The sequence below is a fragment of the Burkholderia sp. 4M9327F10 genome (assembly GCF_005503145.1).
Lineage (GTDB): Bacteria > Pseudomonadota > Gammaproteobacteria > Burkholderiales > Burkholderiaceae > Paraburkholderia.
In genome coordinates this window covers 14098-35823 of sequence record NZ_SCNV01000041.1, presented here as the reverse complement: position 1 = coordinate 35823, position 21726 = coordinate 14098, and the positions used below count along the sequence as shown (strand labels likewise).

At 63.9% G+C, this 21726-nt stretch carries 14 protein-coding genes; 4 read left to right on the top strand and 10 right to left on the bottom strand.

What is annotated here, in order from left to right; translation table 11 throughout:
• Positions 1 to 3 precede the first annotated feature (3 nt).
• Both FFS45_RS28630 and FFS45_RS28625 read right to left on the bottom strand, forming a co-directional pair.
• Positions 4 to 1497: a sugar ABC transporter ATP-binding protein gene (locus FFS45_RS28630; protein WP_137958003.1), complete on the bottom strand. Its 1494-nt coding sequence runs from the start codon at positions 1495 to 1497 to the stop codon at positions 4 to 6.
• 199 nt (positions 1498 to 1696) lie between these two features.
• A complete protein-coding gene (locus tag FFS45_RS28625; protein ID WP_137958002.1) occupies positions 1697 to 1960 on the bottom strand; it encodes an H-NS family nucleoid-associated regulatory protein in 264 nt (87 codons plus the stop codon).
• A gap of 388 nt (positions 1961 to 2348) precedes the next feature.
• Between FFS45_RS28625 and FFS45_RS28620 the strand changes: the two genes are divergently transcribed.
• The 3 genes from FFS45_RS28620 to FFS45_RS28610 all read left to right on the top strand — a co-directional run bounded on the left by FFS45_RS28620 (position 2349) and on the right by FFS45_RS28610 (position 4020).
• Entirely contained in the window at positions 2349 to 2987 is a 639-nt protein-coding gene (locus tag FFS45_RS28620; protein ID WP_137958001.1) for a LysE family transporter, read from the top strand.
• Positions 2988 to 3332: 345 nt separating this feature from the next.
• A complete protein-coding gene (locus tag FFS45_RS28615) occupies positions 3333 to 3536 on the top strand; it encodes a cold-shock protein (protein WP_137958000.1) in 204 nt (67 codons plus the stop codon).
• Between the two features lie 259 nt (positions 3537 to 3795).
• Positions 3796 to 4020 (top strand): hypothetical protein, encoded by a 225-nt coding sequence (locus FFS45_RS28610; RefSeq protein ID WP_137957999.1) that lies wholly within the window; start codon positions 3796 to 3798, stop codon positions 4018 to 4020.
• A 102-nt stretch (positions 4021 to 4122) separates the two neighbouring features.
• On the opposite strand, the gene FFS45_RS28605 is transcribed toward FFS45_RS28610, so the two are convergent.
• On the bottom strand, positions 4123 to 5796 hold the full coding sequence (locus FFS45_RS28605; RefSeq protein WP_137957998.1) for an acyl-CoA synthetase: 1674 nt from the start codon (positions 5794 to 5796) through the stop codon (positions 4123 to 4125).
• A 154-nt stretch (positions 5797 to 5950) separates the two neighbouring features.
• On the opposite strand from FFS45_RS28605, the gene FFS45_RS28600 reads away from it, so the two are divergent.
• The gene (locus FFS45_RS28600; RefSeq protein ID WP_137957997.1) at positions 5951 to 6694 is read left to right on the top strand and encodes a Crp/Fnr family transcriptional regulator; all 744 of its coding nucleotides are present in this window, start codon (positions 5951 to 5953) and stop codon (positions 6692 to 6694) included.
• A 5-nt stretch (positions 6695 to 6699) separates the two neighbouring features.
• On the opposite strand, the gene FFS45_RS28595 is transcribed toward FFS45_RS28600, so the two are convergent.
• The 7 genes from FFS45_RS28595 to FFS45_RS28565 form a co-directional block, all read right to left on the bottom strand.
• Positions 6700 to 7074: a transposase gene (locus FFS45_RS28595; RefSeq protein WP_137957996.1), complete on the bottom strand. Its 375-nt coding sequence runs from the start codon at positions 7072 to 7074 to the stop codon at positions 6700 to 6702.
• A 216-nt stretch (positions 7075 to 7290) separates the two neighbouring features.
• Positions 7291 to 8001, bottom strand: a complete 711-nt coding sequence (locus FFS45_RS28590; RefSeq protein WP_137957995.1) for a response regulator transcription factor — start codon at positions 7999 to 8001, stop codon at positions 7291 to 7293.
• A gap of 204 nt (positions 8002 to 8205) precedes the next feature.
• Positions 8206 to 10350, bottom strand: a complete 2145-nt coding sequence (gene recD, locus FFS45_RS28585; RefSeq protein ID WP_137957994.1) for an exodeoxyribonuclease V subunit alpha — start codon at positions 10348 to 10350, stop codon at positions 8206 to 8208.
• Positions 10347 to 14249, bottom strand: coding sequence for an exodeoxyribonuclease V subunit beta (gene recB / locus FFS45_RS28580; RefSeq protein WP_137957993.1), 3903 nt, complete (start codon positions 14247 to 14249; stop codon positions 10347 to 10349). Before recB ends, recD begins: the two co-directional genes overlap by 4 nt.
• Positions 14246 to 17926 carry an exodeoxyribonuclease V subunit gamma gene (recC, locus tag FFS45_RS28575; protein WP_212745771.1) on the bottom strand — a complete coding sequence of 1227 codons (3681 nt, stop codon included), beginning with the start codon at positions 17924 to 17926 and terminating at the stop codon, positions 14246 to 14248. Before recC ends, recB begins: the two co-directional genes overlap by 4 nt.
• Positions 17923 to 20550, bottom strand: a complete 2628-nt coding sequence (locus FFS45_RS28570) for an AAA family ATPase (RefSeq protein ID WP_137957992.1) — start codon at positions 20548 to 20550, stop codon at positions 17923 to 17925. Before FFS45_RS28570 ends, recC begins: the two co-directional genes overlap by 4 nt.
• Complete coding sequence (locus FFS45_RS28565) at positions 20547 to 21665, bottom strand: DNA repair exonuclease (RefSeq protein WP_137957991.1); 1119 nt, start codon at positions 21663 to 21665, stop codon at positions 20547 to 20549. Before FFS45_RS28565 ends, FFS45_RS28570 begins: the two co-directional genes overlap by 4 nt.
• Positions 21666 to 21726 lie beyond the last annotated feature (61 nt).

The following is a 21726-nucleotide window of genomic DNA, read 5'->3' as shown; positions in this document are numbered from 1 at the left end:
TTTTCATAAGCGAGCGAAAGAGGTGAGGTCAGAGTGGGAAGCAGGGTCGAGCGTCGAACGGTCAAAGCGCACGACGCGATCTGCGATCTCGAACGCCTCTTCGAGATCGCTAACAAAAACGAGGGTGGCGCGCTCCGGTGCGTGACGCCGCAGCGTATCGACGATATCGGCGCGCGCACCGGCATCGACGCCCTGAAACGGTTCGTCCAGCAGCAGCAGGCGCGCCGCTTGCGCATGCCAGCGCGCCAGCACCACTTTCTGCTGATTGCCGCCGGAAAGGCGCTCAAGGCGGTCGTCGGGTCCCGTACAGCGAATTCCGAAGCGTGCGATCGCGTCGAGCGCGACACGCCGCTCGCGCCCCCGCCGGACCGCGCCATACTTGAACCAGCGCGACAGAAACGGAAAACTGAGCGTGCCGGCAATCGAGGCGAACGGCACGCTGCCCGGAAACAGCGAGGTTCGCCAACGGTCTTCGCCTGCGAGAAACACGCTGGCGCGAATCGCCTCGGCGGGTGAGCGCGGGCGCCACGGTTTGCCGTCGAGCGTCATCGTGCCTGATGCGGCCCGCGCAGCGCCGAAAATCGTGCGCGCAAAGCGTGACTTGCCACCGCCAACCGGGCCCGCAATTGCGACGATTTCGCCACGCTGTACGTCGAGATCGAACGGAATGCTGCCAGGTGTCAACTGCAGGTCCCGCACGCTAAAGCAAGGCACATGCGTAGCGGCCGCCGCAGTTGCCACGCCGAATGCAGTACGGCTGCGCAAGGGACGCCCGATCATTGTTTCGACCGCGGCGTCGAAATCGATCGGCGCGTGCAGATCGGCCACGATGCGACCGTCGCGCATCACGGCCACACGTCCGGCAATCCGCCGCAGGTCTCCCAGCCGGTGCGACACCAGCAGGATCGCAACACCTTCGTCACGTAAGCGCTCGATAAGGCCGAACAGACGCTCGGCTTCCGGCGCCGACAGGCTTGCGGTAGGCTCGTCGAGAATCAGCAGGGCGGGCCGCGTTGCCAACGCGCGTGCGAGCGTGACGAGTTGCTGCGCCGCGAGCGACAGTGAAGCAAGCGGCGCAGCCAGATCCGCGTCGAGCCCCACCCTCGCAGCCAGCGGCGCCGCAGCCTGAACCCGGGCGGCCGACGGTACTCGCCAGGCTGAGCTCGAGTCGCACAAACGGTCGAGCAGCAGATTGTCTGCAATCGAAAGCGTGGGCACCACCGCATCTGCAATGGATTGATGCACCGTCGCAATCCCCAACTGTTTGGCATCGTGAGGCGAAGCGGGGTGGAACGGCTGTCCTCGCAGCGACAGCTCGCCGCCATCGGACCGATAGACGCCGCTCAGTATCTTCACGAGGGTCGACTTGCCCGTGCCGTTCGCACCCATGAGCGCAACAACCTCGCCCGCATGGATCGACAGATCGACGCGATCGAGTGCAGCGGTAGGACCAAAGCGTTTGGAAAGCGCGTTAGCGCTCAGAATGGGAGAGGTCATCGAAGAAGAGGCGCTACGCTCGTGCCGGATGACCGACCATCCTAGCCACCCGTTAAGGGTGTGCCAACGAAGCGTTGCTCATATCGATAGCATTGTCTGGGGGTGACAAGGCCTTTGCCTCGACGAGGAGACAGCGAGAAATAACGCACCCCATACGGTGCGTAGTCAGCATTCGCCTAAAAAACGATTCAGCGGGGATTTAAACCCGGAAATGATCGATATTCTGTCCGGCGTAAATCGCCCGCGCCAGCCAATCCGGTTTATCGCCCTGGCCGTCCCACGTGTTGCCGTAGGCGTCACGGTACATCACGGCTCGCTTCGCATTAGCGTCGGCTTCAATCGCCCCGGCCAATGCTTCCAGCGTAATGCCGTATTCTTCCATGCGGCGACGTATCCACAGGACAAGGCGCTCGCGCGCGTTCCCGTCGAGGTCGAACATCCGTTGTTCTTCTCGCTCTTTCATAACGTACCGATGCCGCGGCTGAAATTGCGCGCGTTTTGAAAAATAAAAGGCTTCGCTGAAAAACGCGAAGCCTATACATGATTCGGGTGAGCCGAACGCCGTTCGACCGCACGTGGCTTGACTGCACGTGTGTGCGCCCCCGGAAATGATGCCCGACCAATCTATTGTTCAGGAAATCCGTTCGGCAAGCGGCTCGAATCGTCGCCCGTCTGGCCCTTTACCCGCAAGGGCTGCTTCAGCGTCTATAAGACAATTTTAGCACCCATTTTTTCTGCCGCGCACAGCTATATATCGCATCCGACGGCGAAATTTCCAATGGCCCGGCAAGCGGCGTGCTATTTTTATGCACTCGGCTTTCTTTCATCGACCCGCAAAGGACGAAGCAACCATGTCACCGTCAGCCGCCGTCTTCACCATTCTCACTGCGCTTCTGATTGGCGCGATGAGCCCTGGACCGAGTTTCGTCATCGTCGCACGCAATGCGATCGGCCTGTCGCGCCGCGACGGCCTGGCTACCGCGCTAGGCATGGGGATCGGCGGCGTGTTCTTTAGCGGTATCGCATTGCTTGGGCTCTATACGCTGCTTGCCGCCGTCACCTGGCTCTATGTGAGCCTCAAGGTAGCGGGTGGCCTTTACCTCATTTATCTGGCCTCGAAGATCTGGCGCGGCGCCAGCCGCCCGCTCGCCTTCACTCAGGACAACGCGAATGCCGGCAGTACTCCGCGTAAATCATTCTGGATTGGCTTGAGCACCCAACTCAGCAATCCGAAAACCGCTATCTATTACGGCAGTATTTTCGCGGCACTCCTGCCGCAGCATCCGCCGCTCTGGTGTTATCTCGCGCTGCCGCCGGCAATTTTCTCCATCGAAGCCGGCTGGTATACGGTGGTCGCCGTGTGCTTTTCCAGCAAGCGGCCACGTGAAATGTACCTGCGGGCAAAGACGTGGGTTGACCGCGTTGCAGCCGGTGCGATCACCGCACTCGGCCTGCGCCTGATCTTCGCGGCACATCGAGTCGGCCTGTGATTCGCCACCGCAAAACTGAACGCGCAGGCCTTGCCGCGATTCCTTCAATGTCACGCCGGGCAAGGCGAACGGGGAATCGCGGCGTGCCGTTTTCGTAAGGGGGCCTGACCGTTTCTCGCGGCTCTGCATTGCGCGTGTCGCCACGCCTGACGAAAGCGTTACAAGAAAGTGCTTGACTGAAACGGCCCCGAACCGTTATCGTGCCTGCCGAAGTTCAAGAAGTTCGATTGCTGTTCATCAATTGCTCGCTCCCCCCTCAGCGGTATTCGTTGTCCTCTCCCTCCTTGATGCTTTCCGTGCTCCCTCCGGAGCGATCTTTTACTATTTCTATCTCAAGGATTCTTTATGGATACCGGTACCGTTAAGTGGTTTAACGACAGCAAAGGCTTTGGCTTCATTACCCCGGACAAGGGCGGCGACGACCTGTTCGCTCACTTCTCGGAAATCAGCGGCAACGGCTTCAAGACGCTGGCTGAAAACCAGAAGGTGAGCTTCGAAACGAAGCAAGGCCCCAAGGGTCTGCAAGCGGCTAACATCAAGCCGCTGTAAAGTTTGACGGGTCCGGTATCCGGGTGACGGATACCGGACTGCAGCGACATCTTCGCGGAGTTCGTTCTCCCACAGTTGGCGTAATCGCTTAGCAGTCTTCGTTGCGCCAAACGCCTCGCTTGCCCCCTCACACTCCCTGGCTGGACCGGCTTTAACGCCCTTCCCATACGCGTTCGCCCTGCATTCGCCCGGCATTCGCTTCGGCTCGATCTGGCTCGTCCTGATCGCCGTGCTCGCGTACGAATATTTAAAATTAAAAATGCAAACTAAACACATTCATCATTACAACGGCTATGCCGTTCAACCTTCGGCACATCGTTTGCCTGACGGTACATTTTCATCCAATCTGCTGCTCGAGCGCGCCGGCAGTCAATCTGCTGAAGCGCGCTATCAGTTCTACTCGCTTGACTACTTCAGTAGCGAAGAGCAGGCATTGCAGCACTCGAGCCGTTGGGCCCTTCGTTGGATTGACAGCCGCGGCTAAGCCCCGGCGGTCGACGGTTCGCACCGACGCCGCGTTCACGACGAAAGGCAATTCGCGCTCCATACAGCGCGAATTGCCTGCCAATGCGGCGTCTCGACAGTTTCACGGTTTGTCCTGCGAAGGGCTGCCGCTCTCGCCTGCCAAATCGATTGCGCTGACGGATTTGACACGCGCACGCAGTTCGAACTTCTGGATTTTTCCGGTCGACGTTTTAGGTAGCTCTCCGAAGCAGACTGCCTTGGGCAACTTGAAGCTTGCCAGAAACAGCCGGCAATGCGCGATGATCTCTTCGGCGCTAGCCTCTGCACCCTCTCTGAGTTCGACGAAGGCACACGGCACTTCACCCCATTTCGGATCGGGCATCGCCACCACGGCGGCCACCGCGACTGCGGGGTGCCGGTACAGCGTGTCTTCGATCTCGATACTCGAGATGTTTTCTCCACCTGAAATAATGATGTCCTTGCTGCGATCGCGAATGCGAACGTAGCCGTCCTCCATCAGCACGCCCAAGTCGCCGGTGTGGAACCAGCCGCCCCTGAAGGCGTCTTCAGTGGCGCGCTCGTTCTTCAGATAGCCCTTCATGCAGATGTTGCCGCGAAACATGATTTCGCCGAGCGTCTCACCGTCGTTCGGCACCGGATCGAGTGTGTCGGGATTCAATACCGTTACCGCCGCTTGCAGGTGGTAGCGCACACCCTGGCGAGCGTTAAGCCGTGCAAGTTCGTCATCGCTTGCGCTTTCCCAGTGCTCCTGACGGGCGCATACGGAGGCGGGGCCATAGACTTCGGTCAGGCCATAGACATGCGTCAGATCAAAGCCGATTTCCTTCATTTTGGCGATGACCGCGGGTGCCGGCGCCGCACCGGCCACCATGGTGGCAACCCTGTGCCGGATGCCCTCGCGCCAAGCCTCTGGGGCATTGGCCAATGCGCTCTGCACGATCGGCGCGCCGCAGTAATGCGTCACGCCCTCGCTGCGGATCAGGTCAAAGACGGCTTTCGCGTCGAACTTGCGCAAGCAGACATTGACGCCGGCGCGCGCCGCCACGGTCCATGCGAAGCACCAGCCGTTGCAGTGAAACAGCGGCAATGTCCATAGATAGACCGCGTGCTTGGGCATATCCCATTCGAGGATATTGCTCACGGCGTTAAGGTAAGCGCCGCGATGATGATAGACCACGCCCTTCGGATCGCCGGTTGTGCCCGATGTATAGTTCAGCGCGATCGCATCCCACTCGTCTGCGGGCAACTGCCACGCGAATTGCGGGTCGCCGCCTTGCAGGAAGGTCTCATAGTCGACGGCGCGCGGAAACCTGTGCGGGTCGGCCGGCATCACATCCTCGACGCTGACAATGCGCAGTTCGGGAAACTCCAGCGAAGCACGGTGCGCCAGCTCCGCATACTCGGTATCGACGATCAACGCCTTCGCTTCGCCGTGCCGCAACATAAACAGGATCGACGGCGCATCGAGCCGTGTGTTCAGCGTATTGAGCACGGCTCCGGCCATCGGCACGCCGAAGTGGGCTTCAATCATCGGAGGAATGTTGGGCAGCAGCACAGCCACGGTATCGCCGCGCCCTATCCCCGCCCGCTGCAGCGCGCTGGCGAGGCGCCGGGCGCGCTCATAGGTCTCGCGCCAGTTGCGCCGGATCGCTCCATGCACCACCGCCAAGCGCTCGCCGTAGACCTCGGCTGCGCGCGCAATGAAATCGACTGGCGTGAGCGGAACATAGTTGGCTTCACAGCGGCCAAGGCCTTCCTCGAACATATGCGTCATCGAAAAGTCTCCTCAGGAGCCCAAAGCCCCATTCGTTTTCAGCATCTTATGGTCAAATAGGCTAACAATAGCCATGGTGCGCTGTCTGTCGTTCAAATGACAGACTGGTATTCCGTGGCGCCCTGCCTGAACCATTTTTCTTGAAGAGCGACCTATGGACGACGTCCACGATACCGTCGCCGCTCCCCGGGCGAGCAAGCCGGAACCGCTCGAGCGCGCCGAGCTGCTGGATCTTTTTGGTCAATGTGCGTGGTTTCGCGCGCTCGCCGAGGAACATCAGGCACTGGTTCTCGCGACTTCGCATGCGCAATACCGCGAAGGCGGCGCGTGGATTGCCCGGCGTCAGGCGCCGTCCGACTACTGGATCGGCGTGCATAGCGGGCTGCTCAAACTGGCCATTTACAACACATCGGGGCGTAGCTGCACCCTCTCGGGGGTACCGCCCGGCGGCTGGTTCGGCGAAGGGAGTGTGATCAAGCGCGAGCTGCGCAAGTATGACGTGGCGGCAATTCAGCCGTCTCTGGTGATGTTCGTGCCGTCGGCCACGTTCCATGCGTTGCTGAGTTCCAGCTTGCCGTTCACGGGTTTCGTGATCCGCCAGCTTAACAATCGCATGGGCGAATTCATCGCCTCGATCCAAAATAGCCGCTTACTCGACGTAGATGCGCGGGTGGCTCAAGCGCTCGCGCAACTGTTCAATCCGGATCTCTACCCGGAGACTGGCCGCACGTTAATGATTTCGCAGGAAGAAGTCGGCCTGCTCGCCGGTGTCTCGCGTCAGCGCATCAATCAGGCACTACAGAGCCTCGAGAAGCAGGGAATCTTGCGGCTGGCGTACAACCAGATCGATGTTGTCGATCTTGAACGTCTCTGCGCGTTCGGCCAGGAACAGATTTAACGATCTCAGGCGGCCTTGCCTTCGTGCGCTTCGCGCTTGCGCGAGACGTAGCGGGCCAGGATGGCGTCGGTATGAAACAGCTCGAACGCGATATCCGATAGCACGCCGCCCTCGCGCCAGCGCAAGTAATACCGATGAGAGGTCTGGTACGGCGGATAATTTGCCGGCATCGCATTCCATGGCTTGCCGGTCCGCAGAACCCACAAGACACTGTTGACCACGCCACGCAGGTTGACGCAAGGACGCCCCCGGCGCACGACGCCCTGATTCAATTCTGGCAAAAGCGGAACAATCCGTTCCCATTGCGCATCGGTCAGGTCATGAACCGGAAGTGCAAACGATGCCGGCGAATGCGATTGAGTCGACTCGAGTGTATTCATGCAAGTGAGGAACGCTTACTTCGCTACTAAGGTTCGCAAAGGCGTCGTGGACGATCGCCCACGACGCCAAATGCCTTGCATTCAGCTTAACTTAAGCGCCGCTCGAAGAAAGTCAAATCTTGTTAGATTTGCGGCTTGAAATTCGCATACCGAAGAATGTTAAACGGCAGCGCGGCGTAAGCGCTATACGCCGCGCGCAGCACGATAGCCAGGCAATTAACCGCGGGTGTCCACGACCTCGTCGCCGATCTGCTCAAGCCGGTATCCATAGCCGTAGATCGGCGTCAGGCGATAGCCGTTTTCCGGCCGCAAGCCGAGCTTCGAGCGCAGCATCGACACGTGCGTGTCCATGGTCCGCGTCGGAATATCGGTGGTCTGCTTCCAGACCATATCGACGATATGCGCCCGCGACAGCGGGCGGTTCAAATGCTGGAACAGCAGCAAGGCAAGTTCGAACTCCTTCTGCGTGAGACTCACCAATTGCTGCTTCACAGATACTTGTTTAGCGTTCAGGTCGAATTCGAAATCGCCAAACGTTGCTTTAACCGCCGCCGCATTGAGCTGATACGTGCGCCGCAGCAGCGAGCTGACGCGGGCCAGCAGCACACCGGCGGCGACCGGCTTGACGACATAGTCGTCGGCACCCGCGTTCAGGATGGAGACAATATCGCTCTCGCGTCCGCGCGAGGTCATGAAGATCACCGGCACGCGCTCGCCGAGCGTCGAGCGAACCCAGCGCAGGACTTCCTCGCCGGACAGGTCCGGCACGATCCAGTCGAGAATCAGGAGATCGAAGGTCTGGCGGTGCAACTGCTGAACGAGTGCGCGGCCTTCGGAAAAGGTGTGGCAGACATGGCCCGCTGCCGACATCGTCTCATGCACGAATGCGGTTTGAGCGGGGTCGTCGTCGAGTACTGCGATTCTCATGCTCGCCTCTTGGTGTGACAGGGCGCGGTGCGCTGAGCGGCGCCACCCGCCGACGCCCTGGATAATCCGTTGCACAAGCTTGACGAAAGCACCCGATATTCCGGGCCGGTCGACCTAAGCAACCTAGGCGTGAAATTATTGTAGCCTGGAGGCGAGCGAAGCTGCAGATAGCATCTGCTAAACGCTATCCGCCCTCGCATTGGCTCACCCCGCCGCGTCACCCCCAAACCCCGCCATCAAACCGCTCGCGCGCTGCACCTTCGCGAACACCGCCTGGTCGAGCACCGGCTTGCCTTCCGGAATCGCCAGCGTCAGAAAGGCGCGGGCCCGCGTAATGCCGGTGTACACCAGCTCACGCGTAAGGATCGGGCTGAAGGTATCGGGCAACACCAGCGCCGCGTGCATGAACTCCGAACCCTGCGACTTGTGCACGGTCAGCGCGAGCACCGTCTCCACCGCTTGCAGGCGGCTCGGCAGCACCCATTTGATGCCGCCTTCGCCGTCGCCGGCGGGAAAGGCGACCCGCAGTACCGAGCCGTCACCCGAGCGGTTGGGAAGCTCCAGCGTAATGCCAATGTCACCGTTCATCAGGCCGAGTTCATAATCGTTGCGGGTTACGAGCACCGGGCGCCCCGGATACCATTCGCCGCGCACGGCGATCAGACCGTCTTCCTGCAGCAGCCGCGCCACGCGTTTGTTCAGCCCTTCGACGCCCCATGGCCCCCGGCGCAGCGCGCACAGGAGCTGGAACTCGCCGTGTGCCTTGAGCACTTCGCCCGCCCATGCGTCGAATGCCGCTAAACCCGCATAACGATCGGGCTGCTGCGCGTGCATCGTTTCAAGGTAATGCCGGTAGCCGTGGCGTGGACGGCCCGGTTCGCCGTTGGCGCCGAACAGTTGAGGCGACGCCGCCGCCCCACCGTATCCGTCGATCACGAGAGCCTTGAACGCGGTATCGTCATTCGCCGCGCAGACCAGCAAGGCAAGATCCGCGTGACCGTGCGTCCAGACCCGTGCGACCGCGGCTGCATCGCCCGCGTTGACGAGCGCAGCAAGCTGGCCGATGCCGCTCTCGGCAGAAAACCGATGGCTCTGCCGCAACATCGCCACCGACTGATCGAGCGCCGTGCCTTGCTCGTCGAGCATCGCCGCGTCGATCCGCTCGCCGGTCGCGGCCAAGAGCCAGTCGCGCGTGGCCGGCGTGTAATGCCCCTGGGCCGCGCGCTGGCACAACTCGCCCAGCACGGCGCCCGCTTCGACCGACGCCAACTGATCCTTGTCGCCCAGCAGAATCAACCGGGCCGAAGCGGGCAGCGCATCGAGCACGGCCGCCATCATCTCCAGATCGACCATCGACGCTTCGTCGATCACCAGCACGTCCACCGGCAACGGATTGCTCGCATCGTGGCGAAAGCGGCGGCTCTCGGGGCGGGTACCCAGCACCCGGTGCAACGTGGTCACGACGGTGGGAATAGCCTCACGCACCGCCGCGCCGTTCGGCAATGCGTCGACCGGCAACTGCGCCACGGCGCCCGCAATCGATTCGTTCAGGCGCGCCGCCGCTTTACCGGTTGGCGCCGCCAGACGGATCCGCAAAGGCCGCGCGGGACGCAACGGGTTCGCCGCAGCGCCGAGCGCCAGCGTCTGCAGCAACGCCAGCAGCCTGACCACGGTGGTCGTCTTGCCGGTGCCCGGACCACCCGTAACGATGCTGAACGCACTGCGCGCCGCCAGCGCGCAGGCGAGCTTTTGCCAGTCCGCGCCCGTCGCGCCGGCTGGACGCGGTGGAAACAAAACGTCCAGCGCGGTGCGCGCCGCATCGGCCTGCAGCGAGGCTTCCATCTGCGCCGAAGCCGCGAGCCGCCGCTCGATGCCGGCGCGCACATCCTGCTCGTATTGCCAGTAACGGCGCAGGTAGAGCCGCGTGCCGACCCGCACCAGCGGCGTATTGCCCGCCTCCTCGCCGACCAGCGCGGGATGCTCGAGCGCCGCCAGCCAGCGCGCCAGATCGACGCCGCTCAGCACGTCGGCCGGCGCCTGGGGCGGTTCCGTCGTCGTATTCGCTTGCGGTCCATCGGGTGGCAACGAGAGTGCGAAGGTCGGGTCGTCGAGTGTCGCCTGCAGGTCGAGGCACACGTGGCCGCGTCCCAACTGGTGACTCGCCAGCGCGGCGGCAAGCACCAGCAATGGCGGAGTCTGCGGCTTCTCCGTCCAGAGAAAGCGCGCAAAGCCGGCATCGAGCGCGCGCAGCCAGCCGCGCTCGACCCATTGGTCGAGCACACCGAGCATGCGCGCGGTGTCGCCTTTGGCGTCGATAGCGGCGAGGGTGTTGGCTGAGCGGGTCGTCATTCTGCTTCCTTCAACGCATACTCCTCGGCCTCTTCACCATCGGAGCGGCGCGCAAACAGCGCGTCCAGTTCTTCGATCAACTCTCGCGGCGGGCGCTCGACATGCAAACCCTGGCCGGGTGCGTGGCCGCCACGCAGAAACAGATAGACCGCGCCGCCCACGTGGCGGTCGTAGTCGTAATCGGGCAGGCGCACTTTCAGGAGCCGGTGCAGCGCGAACAGATACAGCACGTACTGCAGTTCGTAGCGCGAGTGCAGGATCTGCGCCCGCATCCTCGCCGGCGTGTAGGCTGAATCATCCGGACCGAGCCAGTTCGACTTGTAGTCCGCAACGTAATAGCGGCCATCATGCTCGAACACCAGATCGATAAAACCCTTAAGCATGCCGTTCAGGCGCGCAGGTTCGAGCGCGGGGCGCGCTTCGCCGTTGAGCGTGAGGTCGCAGACGAGCTGATCGAGCACAAGGGTGTCGACTGTATGCGCTGCCAGCCAGAATTCCATTTCGGCCATATACGTAGCGGGCTGCAGCTTCGCCAGCACCACTGGCGGCACGGCCTCGTCAACGACCGCGGGCAATACCAGCGGCGTGCGCAGCAGGTATAGCAGCCATTGCGTAAGCGGCTCGATCCAGCGCGCCCAGCCGCGCAGATTGCAGCGGCGTGCGACCGTATCCCGCGCCGCTTGCGGATTGGCGGCGAGCCTGGCAAAGCCCTCGTTGGCGGCCCATTCCATCAGATCGTGCAGGAAGCTGCCGGCATCCGCGCCGCGCTGGAAGCCGTGCAAGGTCTGGTCCGCGGGCAAAGCAAGTGCAGCCGGGGTCGAAGCAGACGCCTCTACCGAAGTTGAGACCGGCGCCGCTGCAGACGAAATGCCCTCGTCATCTTCGAGCGCTTCGGCCTCCAGCAATTCATGGAAGACGTCTTCGCTACGCGTCTCCGGAGCCACGCGCGACTCATCACTAGTTACATCACCCACTGGCGCGGGGGCGAGATGGGCAACGGCACCGCCGATCACGCCTTCCTCCTTGCGCAGGCTCGAATAGCTGGCGATCCACCACGGTTCACGCACGCGCCGCGTCAGGCGGCGAGCGTCGCCACGCACCTGCTGCGCGCCGCGCGGCACGAACGGGTCACTGCTAGCCGGTGGCGCCTCGGTGACGCGAATCTCAGCACATGGGCCGCGCAATTGTTCGAGCAGCGCAGCCAGCTCCGTCGTGGCAATCGGCTTGCCGCCGCTCAGCAGGTAGCCGAACGCGCTCAGTTCCACGCTTTGGATCGGCGCAATCCCTACCCAGGTGGCGTACCGTGCCCGCGTCAGCGCTACATAGAGCTTGCGCAGGTCTTCACCGAGCCGCTCGCGGTCCGCGCGCGGCAACACCTCGGCGTCCGGGTCGCCCAACGCGATATGCAGCTTGCCGGCCTCGTCGTGCCATTTGAGCGGCATGTCCGTGTCTTTCACCGGCCGGTAGGTGCAGGCAAACGGCAGGAACACCAGCGGATACTCCAGGCCCTTCGACTTGTGAACCGTCACCACCTGCACGAGGCCCGCATCGCTTTCGAGCCGCAATTGACGCGCGTCGCCACCCGCACCGGCGCCTTCGTCCTGGCGCTGTTCGTCGAGGTAGCGAATCAGCGCGTGTTCGCCGTCGAGTTGCGAGCTGGCCTGCTGCAGCAGTTCAGCCAGATGCAGCAGGTTGGTCAGCACCCGTTCGCCGTTGACCGCAGCACCAGCAGTGTGTCCCAGCAGCCGCTGCGGCACATGAAAATCGTTGAGCAGGCGGCGCAGCATCGGCAACACGCCCTTCTTGCGCCAGCAATCGCGGTAACCGCGGAACTGCAGCACGCACGATTCCCACCTTAGTTCGTCGCGATTGAACGCATCGAGTTCGGCCCAGTCGAGTCCAAGCGCGACCGTGGCGAGCGCCGTGCGCACCAGACGTCCGTCGTCGGGATCGGCGCAGGCCGCCAGCCAGTGCCGCAATTCCAGGGCCTGCTCGGTCTGAAACACCGAGTCCCGATCAGACAGGTAGACGCTGCGCACGCCGCGTTCGGCCAGCGCCGCGCGAATTGCGCGCGCCTCCGTGCCGTTGTTGACCAGCACCGCCATATCGCCGGGTTGCAGCGGGGTCGTGCCGCGCGGGCCCACCACGCCGGCATCGCGTGCCTGGCCAAGGTTGAGGAGGCGCACCATCTCGGTCGCGCAACTCGCGGCCATGTTGCGCAGGTACGCTTCCTTGCTGAGCGGCTTGCTCTCTTCTGCCGGCGGCAACCACCATGCGCTCAACGCCGGCACCTTCTCGCCGCTCGCTTGCAGCGTTTCCTTGCGGCCGTATGCTTCGGCGTCGATAAACGGTAAGGGGTTGTCGCCGCCTTCGGCGCTGCGGAACAGGAAAGCGCCTTCGCCGTCCTGGCGTTGTTCGGCGGCATCGAAGCAGCGATTCACGGCAGCCACCATCTCGCGCGTCGAGCGGTAGTTCTTCTTCAGCGTAAAGAGCCGCCCGGCACAGGCGCGGCGTGCCTCCAGGTAGGTGTAGATATCCGCGCCACGAAACGCGTAGATAGCTTGCTTCGGATCGCCAATCAAAATGATCGCCGTGTCAGGATCGTTCTTTGCGATGCGATAGACGGCATCGAAGATGCGGTACTGCACCGGGTCGGTGTCCTGAAACTCGTCGATCAATGCAACCGGAAATTGCTGACGGATGATCTCGGCGAGACGTTCGCCGTTCGGCTTGTGCAAGGCGTCGTTGAGCCGGGTAAGCAGATCGTCGAAACCCATCTGCGAGCGCCGGGCTTCTTCTTCCGTGAAGCGCTGCGCCACCCAGCGCGCCGCATGACACAGCAGCGCGTGATAGGCCGTCGGCCGGGCCGCGAGTGCGTCGCGCAGCGTCTCCATTGCGATGAACGCGGGATGCGCCGGTGGCTCGCCGATCAGCCAGATCTCGGCAAGGCCCGCGGGTGTGAAGCGGGTCCAGACTGCGGCGGTGTCTTCGAAGTCGGGCCGCTGCATCTCGGGATCGTTGGCCCAATCGCGCAGCTTGTCGAGCCACTTCTTGCAGTTCGGCGCATTCAGGCTCGTGGCCTTGAACTGCTTCTTCGCGCGCGCGTCGTCGAACAGCACCTGCAGTTCGTCAGCCCAGGCTGACCAGTTTGCCTTCAGCCGGTCGAGATGTTCGCGCTGCTTTTCGCGCGCGTCCTGCAGTGCGTCGAGCGGCGGCGGCGCTTCGTCCAATAGCGCGGCATGGCCGAGCAGACCGCGCAACTCCGCCTGCAATGCGGCCGGACTGCCGAACCATTGCCGCACTTCGGCGGCCGAAGGCGCGTCGAGCGGGGCGAGGAAGGTACGCCAGTAATCGCGCACGACTTCCGCGTGCAGCTCGCTCTGGTCGGTTTCGAGCGTTTGCGAAAACAGGCTGTCGCTATCGAACGCGTGCTCGCTCAGCATGCGGTTGCACCAGCCGTGAATCGTGGAGACCGCGGCCTCGTCCATCCATTCCGCCGCGAGTTGCAAACGACGCGCGCAGGCAGCCCACTGCTCCTCCGGGTACGCGTCACGCAGGTCGTGAAGCAGGTCTTCGCCAGCCGGGCGCGCCTCAACCTCCTCCGGTGCGACGCGGAAGTATTCAGCCGCTTCGATCAGGCGAGCCCGGATACGTTCGCGCAGTTCCTTGGTTGCGGCATCGGTAAACGTGACGACGAGGATTTCCGGCGGCGTCAGCGGCCGCGCCTCGCTATCCTGGCCACGATGGCCGAGCACGAGCCGCACGTACAGCATCGCAATCGTAAAGGTCTTGCCGGTGCCCGCGCTCGCTTCGATCAGGCTGCTGCCCGCCAGCGGAAACGCAAGCGGCTCCAGCACCGCGACCGGGCCGCCGGACGGCGGCGTCAGGGATGTGTTCATACTGCGTCTCCCGTTTGCGTCGGTGTGCTCTTCGATTTCGACGATGACGATGATGACGACGAAACCGGAATCGCGCGATGCAGCGGCAACAGCAGCGCAACGGCAAGCGTCTCGAACTCGCCGCTTGCAGCCAATGCGCTGAAATCGGGGTAGGCGCGATACAGATACGGGTTGGTTTCGCGCTCTCCCTGCTGGCGCCCTGCACCGTCGTAGGTGAGGCGAGCGGCTTCGCTGGCTTCGCCAAGTTGCGCGGCCAACGCGTCGTTCCCGCCGCTTGCGCCTGCGCTGACGTCGGCGGAGGCATCCGCGGCCTGGGTGAAATCGAGCGCACCGGGCCGCTTTCGCAGCCACGCGAACGCCGTTTTCGCGGCGAGCGGCAACGGCCTGCGCGTGCCTTCATCCCAGGCGCGCAGCAGCGTCAGAAGATGCATTCGCGCCTGCTCCACAGTCAGCGGTGCAAATTCGACACTCCCCACCTTGCTGACAATCACAGTCGTGACGGCGCCTGCCGCGAGCTGCGCAGCCAGATGCCCCACCCAATAGGCGATGAGCCGGTCGCCGCGATACTTGCGATCCTTGATCAGCGTGCCGGGATCAAGAAATACGCGGCCGCGCGTATCGTTGGGGCCAGCGCGCACTTCGCCAATCCAGTCTTCGACCGTCAGCGCCTCCAGCCCCGGGCCGCCTTCCACGCGCAATTCGAACTGTTCGTCGAGCAGATCGGGCCAACGTGCGAGTTCAGCGCGATATCGCTCGAACAGATCGGCCATCGGTTCCATCAGCTCGCCGGCAATCACCTCGCCGAAGCCGCCGGTCGCCAGATCGCCACTGCGATGCATGCGTTCGAGGCGGCTCAGCGCAGCCGGCAGGACATCCTCATCGCCCCGCTCCAGCGCGGCCGTCTGGGCGCGGATCAATTCGTTTTGCAATTGCCACGCTTCGAGCTGGTCGACTTCGAACGGCTCGTGATTTTCGCTGGCGGCATCTTCAGTTTCGAAGGCGACCCGCAGGCGCTGGCGGAAAAAGCTCTTGACCGGGTCCTTGAGGAAATCAGCCAGATCACGCACCGATAGCGGTTCTTCCCGTTCCAGCGGCAGCAGCGGTGCGTCATTCGAGTCCACGGCACTCACGGTTTGCGTGGCCGCGTCGAAGCGCGCCGGCGGTGCGGATTGATTCCATTCGCGTGCATACGTGAACAGCTTCGACTCATCCGGACGCAGCGGGAAATAATCCGCGCTGAACGGCTGCAGCCGATGCTCGACCGTCAGTGCATCGAGAAGCGCCTCCGCATCGTCGTCTTCCGCGCCTTCGAGACGCCAGCCCGCTTTCAGATGGTCGCGCAACTGGCCGACCAGCACCGAGGGCGGGCGCGCCGTGTTGTCGTTGACGCTGCGTCCGACCCAGGACACATGCAGATGCTCGCGCGCCGACAACAGCGCCTCCAGGAACAGATAACGATCGTCCTCGCGGCGCGAACGGTCCCCAGGTCGGTAGTTGCGGCGCATCAGGTCGAAGTCCAGCGGCATGCGGTTACGCGGATAGTCGCCGTCGTTCATGCCGAGCAGGCAGACGACGCGAAACGGAATCGCGCGCATCGGCATCAGCGTGGCAAAGGTGACGGCGCCGGCAAAGAAGCGCTGCGTCAGGCCGCCGCCTTCGAACTGCGAGAGCCAGTAGTCGGCGACAATCGAGAGCGGCAACTCGCCGGTGAGCGCCGCCTCGTCGCAGGCATCGCGCCACGCTTCGAGCTCGGCATCGAGCCGTTCGAGCGTGTAGGCGTCTTCGCTGTCGTCCGCCGCGAAGAACGTGCTCTTCAGGTGGCGCAGACGCACGCACCATCCTTCGACGGTGGCTGGGCGGCGCAGCGTCTGCCAGGTGTCGTCGAGCGCATCGACGAGGCGCGTGAGCGGTCCCAGCAAGGCCGCATCGAGACCGCCGATTTCCGGGTACGGTTCGATATCGCGCCACGCCCCCGCCTTGTCGCCGGCCGCGTAGCCGAGCAGCATCCGGCGCAGACCGAACGCCCAGCTATTGGGGGCGTTGTCGTCGCCAGTCTGCGGCAGACCCAGGCTCGCGCGCTGTTCGGCGTGCAGCCCCCAGCGGATGTTCGCGCCGCTTATCCAGTTGCGCAGCTTGGGCAGATCGTCCGTGGTGATATCAAAACGCGCGCGCAATGCGGGCACTTCGAGCAGATCCAGCACGTCGCTGACGGTCAGGCGCGATTGCGGCAGGGCGAGCAGCGTTTCGAGCGCGCCGATCAGCGGATCGAAATCGCGTTGGCCGCGGTCCGCCACGCTGAACGGAATGTGGCGCGGATCGTCCGTATCGAGCAAGCCGAATACGGCTTGAATATGCGGCGTATAAACCTCGATATCCGGCACCATCACGATCACGTCGCGCGGACGCAGCGTCGGGTCCGCGGCAAAAGCAGCCAACAACTGATCGTGCAGGATCTCGACTTCACGCTGCGCGCTGTGCGCAACGTGGAAGCGGATCGACCGGTCCGCCTGCGGGTCTACTTCGGGCCAAAGCTCGCGCGTTTCCCGCAGCGGACGCAGATCGCGAATGTCGTCCTGCAGTTGCTGCAGCATGGTCAACGCATCGTCGCTTTCGAACAGGTCGATACGCTGGCCGATGCCGGTGAATTGCGACGAGTAGCGCTCGCGCTCTTCTGCGCTGTCGTACTCGTCGAGCAGGCCGATGAAGTCGCGGCCCTGCTTGCCCCACGCCGCCAGCAACGGCTGCGCATGCAGATGCAACTGCGCGTCGTCCATCGTGGCGGGCGCGCCCTGGCGGCGCTGCTGGCGCGAGCGCTGCGCGCGCAGCAGATCCTGGTCGGCGACGATATCGGCCCAATAGTGAGCGCAGGGGTTGTGCACGCACATCAGCACCTGGGTCCAGCGCGACAGCGCGGCCAGCACTTCCACGGCCTGGCGCGGCAAGCTCGAAATCCCGAAGATGATCGCGCGGCGCGGCAATCCCGCAGGCCGCTCGTCTTCAGGCAACCCGGCAGCGCGCCGCAGGAACTCGTCGTGCACCGCCGCGCGTCCGGCCGTCGCCATCTCGATGCCATCCGGCGCATGCGCCTCGACATCCACCAGCAGTGCGCGCCACAGCGCCGCCTGCCAGCGGTATTCGTCCGGCAGCGGTGTGCGGTTGTTACGCGCGTCGATCTGCACGTCCTCGCCTTTGGCCCACGCCGCCAGCCAGTCCGCGCGGTACACCTGGTACTGGTCGAACAGATCCGCCACGCGCTGCGCAAGCTGGAAGCGCTTGCGCTGATCGTCGTCGCGGGCCATGAAGCGCTTGAGCGGTGCGTACTCCGGCGTCTCCAGCAACTCCGGCAGCAAGCGCGTCAGCCGCCACACGAGGCGCGATTTGTCGAACGGCGAAATGGCCGGCACCGAGTCCTCGCCCAGCACGGCGCGATAGACCTGCCACAAAAAGCTCGCGGGAAGCGACACATCGAGCGCCGCCGAAATGCCGCAACCGCCATCCTCCGGATCGGCGGCCAAGGCGAGCTTCAGCCATTGAGCAATACCATTGCTCTGAACGAGGATGATCTCTTTTTCCAGCGGTGCGAGCGGATTCTGGCGAATCCACTGCACCATCAGGTCGCGCAAGCGTTCCGGCTGATTGCCGTGAACCAGCATCAAGCCTGTGGGAATCGCGCTCATGCAGCGGCCCTCAGGTCGTCAATGGCGCGCTGCCTGACGCCGAGGTCATCCCATAGCTCAGGATGGCAGGTGAACAGCAGGATCTGATGCCGGGTCGCGGCGTCGAGCAGGGCGCGCTTCAACGCATCGCGCCGCATGCCGTCCGTGTGGACCGCCGCGTCGTCGAGCATCAGCAGGGTGGGACGGCCCGAGGCCTTCAGCAAGTCGGCATAGGCGAGGCGCGCGAGAATCCCCATCTGTTCGCGCGTGCCGAAACTGAGGGCGTCGAGCGTGTCGATGCGGCCATCGCGCTGCAGGGCCACCGGGCTCAGGTCGTCGCCGAGTTCGAGCGCGGACTGCGGAAACAGCCGCTTCAGATAGTGGCCAAGCCGCTCGGTCAACGGTGCACGCAGTTGCGCGACCGCCGAGTCGCGTTCTTCCACCAGCACCTTATCGAGCAGCCTTAGCGCGCCGGCCCGCAAGCTCAGTTCGGCGTGCCGCCGCTCCATCTGTTCGAGCGATGCGCACACTACAGCGAGCCGCTCGCCGAGGCCCGAGGCGCCCATCGTTTCAAGCTGGCTGCGCAGCTCGGCGATCCGCACCTGCCGTTCCTGTTGCTCGTTGCGCGCAAGCTCCGCGGAGACGCGATAACGCTTCGCTTCCGCGGCCGGGTCGTCGGTGCGCGCGGCGCTCAGCGCCTGATTGCGCTCATCGCGCTGCCGGGTCAACGACGCCACATGCGCGCGTTGTTCGACGATTTTCGCCTGCCATTCGGAACGCCGTGCGCGGAACGTTTCGTCCTGCAACTGCGCTTCCTTGCGCTGTACCTGCTCGGCGAGCGAGCCGCTTGCCGCCAACGCATTCGACCGTCGCTCGCCGGTTTGGGCCAGCGCACGGGTTGCCGATTCGAGCGCCTGCCGCGCGCCATCCGCAGCGCGGCGCGCCTCGTCGACCGCCGGCGCACCGGTCGCATCCGGCAATCCGGCAAGGCGCGCCTCGGCCGTTTGGCGCCGCGCCAACGCGCTGGCCAAGTCTGAGCGCAGCGGCTCGATGCCCTTGGGTGCATGCACCGCGAGAATCTTCTGCTGGCTCTGCAGATGCGCGACCTGCGCTTTCCATTGCTCATGCCGCGCCTGGGCGTCGCCGAGCGACGCCACGCCGAGCGAGCGCAACAGTTCCGTCTGTTGCGCCTCGGCGCCCGACAGTTCGGTGCGCAAGGCCGCAAGATCGGAAACGCCCGGCACGATGCGCAGTTCGCCCAGACCCGGCAGCTCGATCGTCTGCTCATCGTCCAGGCGCAACGTGCCATCGCCGGTCAACGTTGCGCCATCCACGACGATCGCGCCACCGCTCAAGCGATAGTCGATGCGCGTCATCGCGGCTTCCTTGCGGGTGCGCAGCACGCTGACGCGCGCTTCGAGCGTTTGCAGCTTCTGCAACTGGGCCACGTCGATCTCAAGCGACGCTGCGCTGCGCGTGGCCTCCAGCACTGCGGCCTGGGCTGCCTCAGCAGCGGCGATCGCCGTTTCGAGGCGCGCAGTCTCGGTGCGATACAGCGTGATCTGGTTGTTCAACTCCTGCGCCATCACAGCGGCATTGGCGAGTTCAAGCGCGCGGTTCGCGGCGTCATTGACTTGCTGGCAGCGTGCCACTGCGGCGCTCGCCTCGCCATGCTCGGCCTCGGCGGCGAGCACCGACGCTCTCGCCTCCGCGAGTTTCTGCCGGTCGTTGGCTAGCGTCGCTTCCTGTTCCGCTGCGCTTTGTTCCTGCTGCAAAGACATGGTCAGTTCGACTTCGCTCACACGCAGCGTTTGCGCCAGGCCTTCCAGACTGCGCTCGAGTTCGGCAAGCGCAGCGGCGCGTGCCTGCGCCTCAAGCGCTTTCTGCTCATGCGCTTCCCAGGGCCGTTTGCGCTGCGCGTCCTCGAAGGCTTCCTGCTGCGTCGCGAGCCGCGTGAGGTTCTCGTCGAATTGGCGGCGTTGCGTATCGAGCGTGTCGCGCTCGGCCGCGAGCGCAGCGAGCGCCTGCTCCGCTTCGGCGAGCGGACCGGTAGCGCGTTGTGTGCGAGCCGTGAGCAGTTGCCGCAATTCGCCCTGCACTGCGCCGATCAACACATCCTCGCCCGCTGAACTGTTGCCGCCGGAAAGCTGCGTGAGCGCGTCGCGCAAATACAGCGCTGCGTGGCCGCTGGCGTCACGCACATCATGCGTCTCGCCTTGCTGCACCCACAGCAGTCCCGGCACGCCGGCCTGGTCCGCTTTCATGGCCCCACGCGTGGCACGCGAAAAGCCGAGCAATGCAGCGAGCCGGTCTTCCGCCTCATCTTCGCCGAACACCTGCTGACCGATACGCAGATCGCAGCGCTGACGGCTCACGAACTGCTTGGCAAGCGTGCAGGCCACGCCGTCGAGATTGAAACTGACTTCGACCGTCGGCTGTCCGCTTGCCTTGCCCCACGGCAGCAGGTCTTTCAGATGCGACGCCTTGTAGCGTTCGAGAAAAACCGTACGCACCGCTTCGGCAATCGTGCTCTTGCCGGCTTCGTTGGGGCCGGTGAAGAGGTTCAGCCCCGGCTGCAGATCGCCGATGACAAGACGCCCGTTGAACTGCTTGAACTCCTGGATCGCAATGCTTTCGAGCTTCATGCGGGCCTCGCTTCACGCTGAAACTGGGCGAGCAGCAGCAACGCTTCCGCCGCGAGCTTCGCTTGCTGGGGGTCCGCCTGCAGATCGCGCAAACGCGTGACCACTTTGCCGAGATAACCGCTTTGCGCACCGAGTGCCGCAAGGTCGTCCGCGGTAGGCTGCACCTGCAGTTCACTCATATCCACGCGCATGGCCCGCACTCGCGCACGGGCTTCGTCTACCGCGAGACGCACGGCTTCGGCGGAGCCGAGATCGGTGCTGCCACGCACGTCGAGCTTGAGCACGTCCGTCGCACCGAGCGCCTGCAAACGCGCTTTCAACGCATCCACGTCGCTCGGCACCACGATGTCCTCTTCCCAGCGCAGCCAGCGATACTTGCCCACCGACACCGCCTGCACCGCAGGCAGCGCGCCCGGTTCTTCGAGCGTGACGTCGAGCATGAAACCCGGATCGTTGGCGCGGAACCGGTCCTGTTCATGCGTGCCGGCGTACCACGTGCGGCTGTTCACCTCGAAGTGGCCGTGCCAGTCGCCCAGCGCGAGATAGTCGAGGCGCGCGGTCTCGGCTCGGGTCGGCGCGATTGGATTGCTCGAATCGATCCCCTCCTGCAGGATGCCGCTCACGCTGCCATGGGCGAGCCCCACGCGAAAATAGCCCGGCGGTGTCTCGGCCTGATCGAAAAACGCCGTGGTGTCGTCATAGGTGATGCGCTGCGTGAGCGGCGCGCACAGAAAGGCGCACTTGAGCGCATCGAGCAGGACCACGCCCGGTGTCAGCACGACGTGCACATTGGCCGGGACACAGTTCAAACGCTGGGCCCGCGTCCAGACGCTTTCGACCAGTGCGGCATCGTGATTGCCCGGCAGCATGATCCACGCGCCGGTAAAACCCGCCAACGCGCCGAACAGGCGCCGGATGACGGTATCGGAGACGGTCTGCAGATCGAATACGTCACCGGCAACCAGCACGGCGTCGGCGCGGCGCGCGGCCGCCTCGCTGGCGATCCGGCGCACCGTTTCGAAACGCGCCTCCGCGAGATGGGCGGCTTCCTCGGCCTCGAACTGGCCGAATTGAGTGCCGATCTGCCAGTCCGCGGTGTGCAGGAATCTGATCATGAATTTCCGTTCTATGAATGACGAGCGAAGGACGTGCCTCGTGGATCATGGATGTTACCGT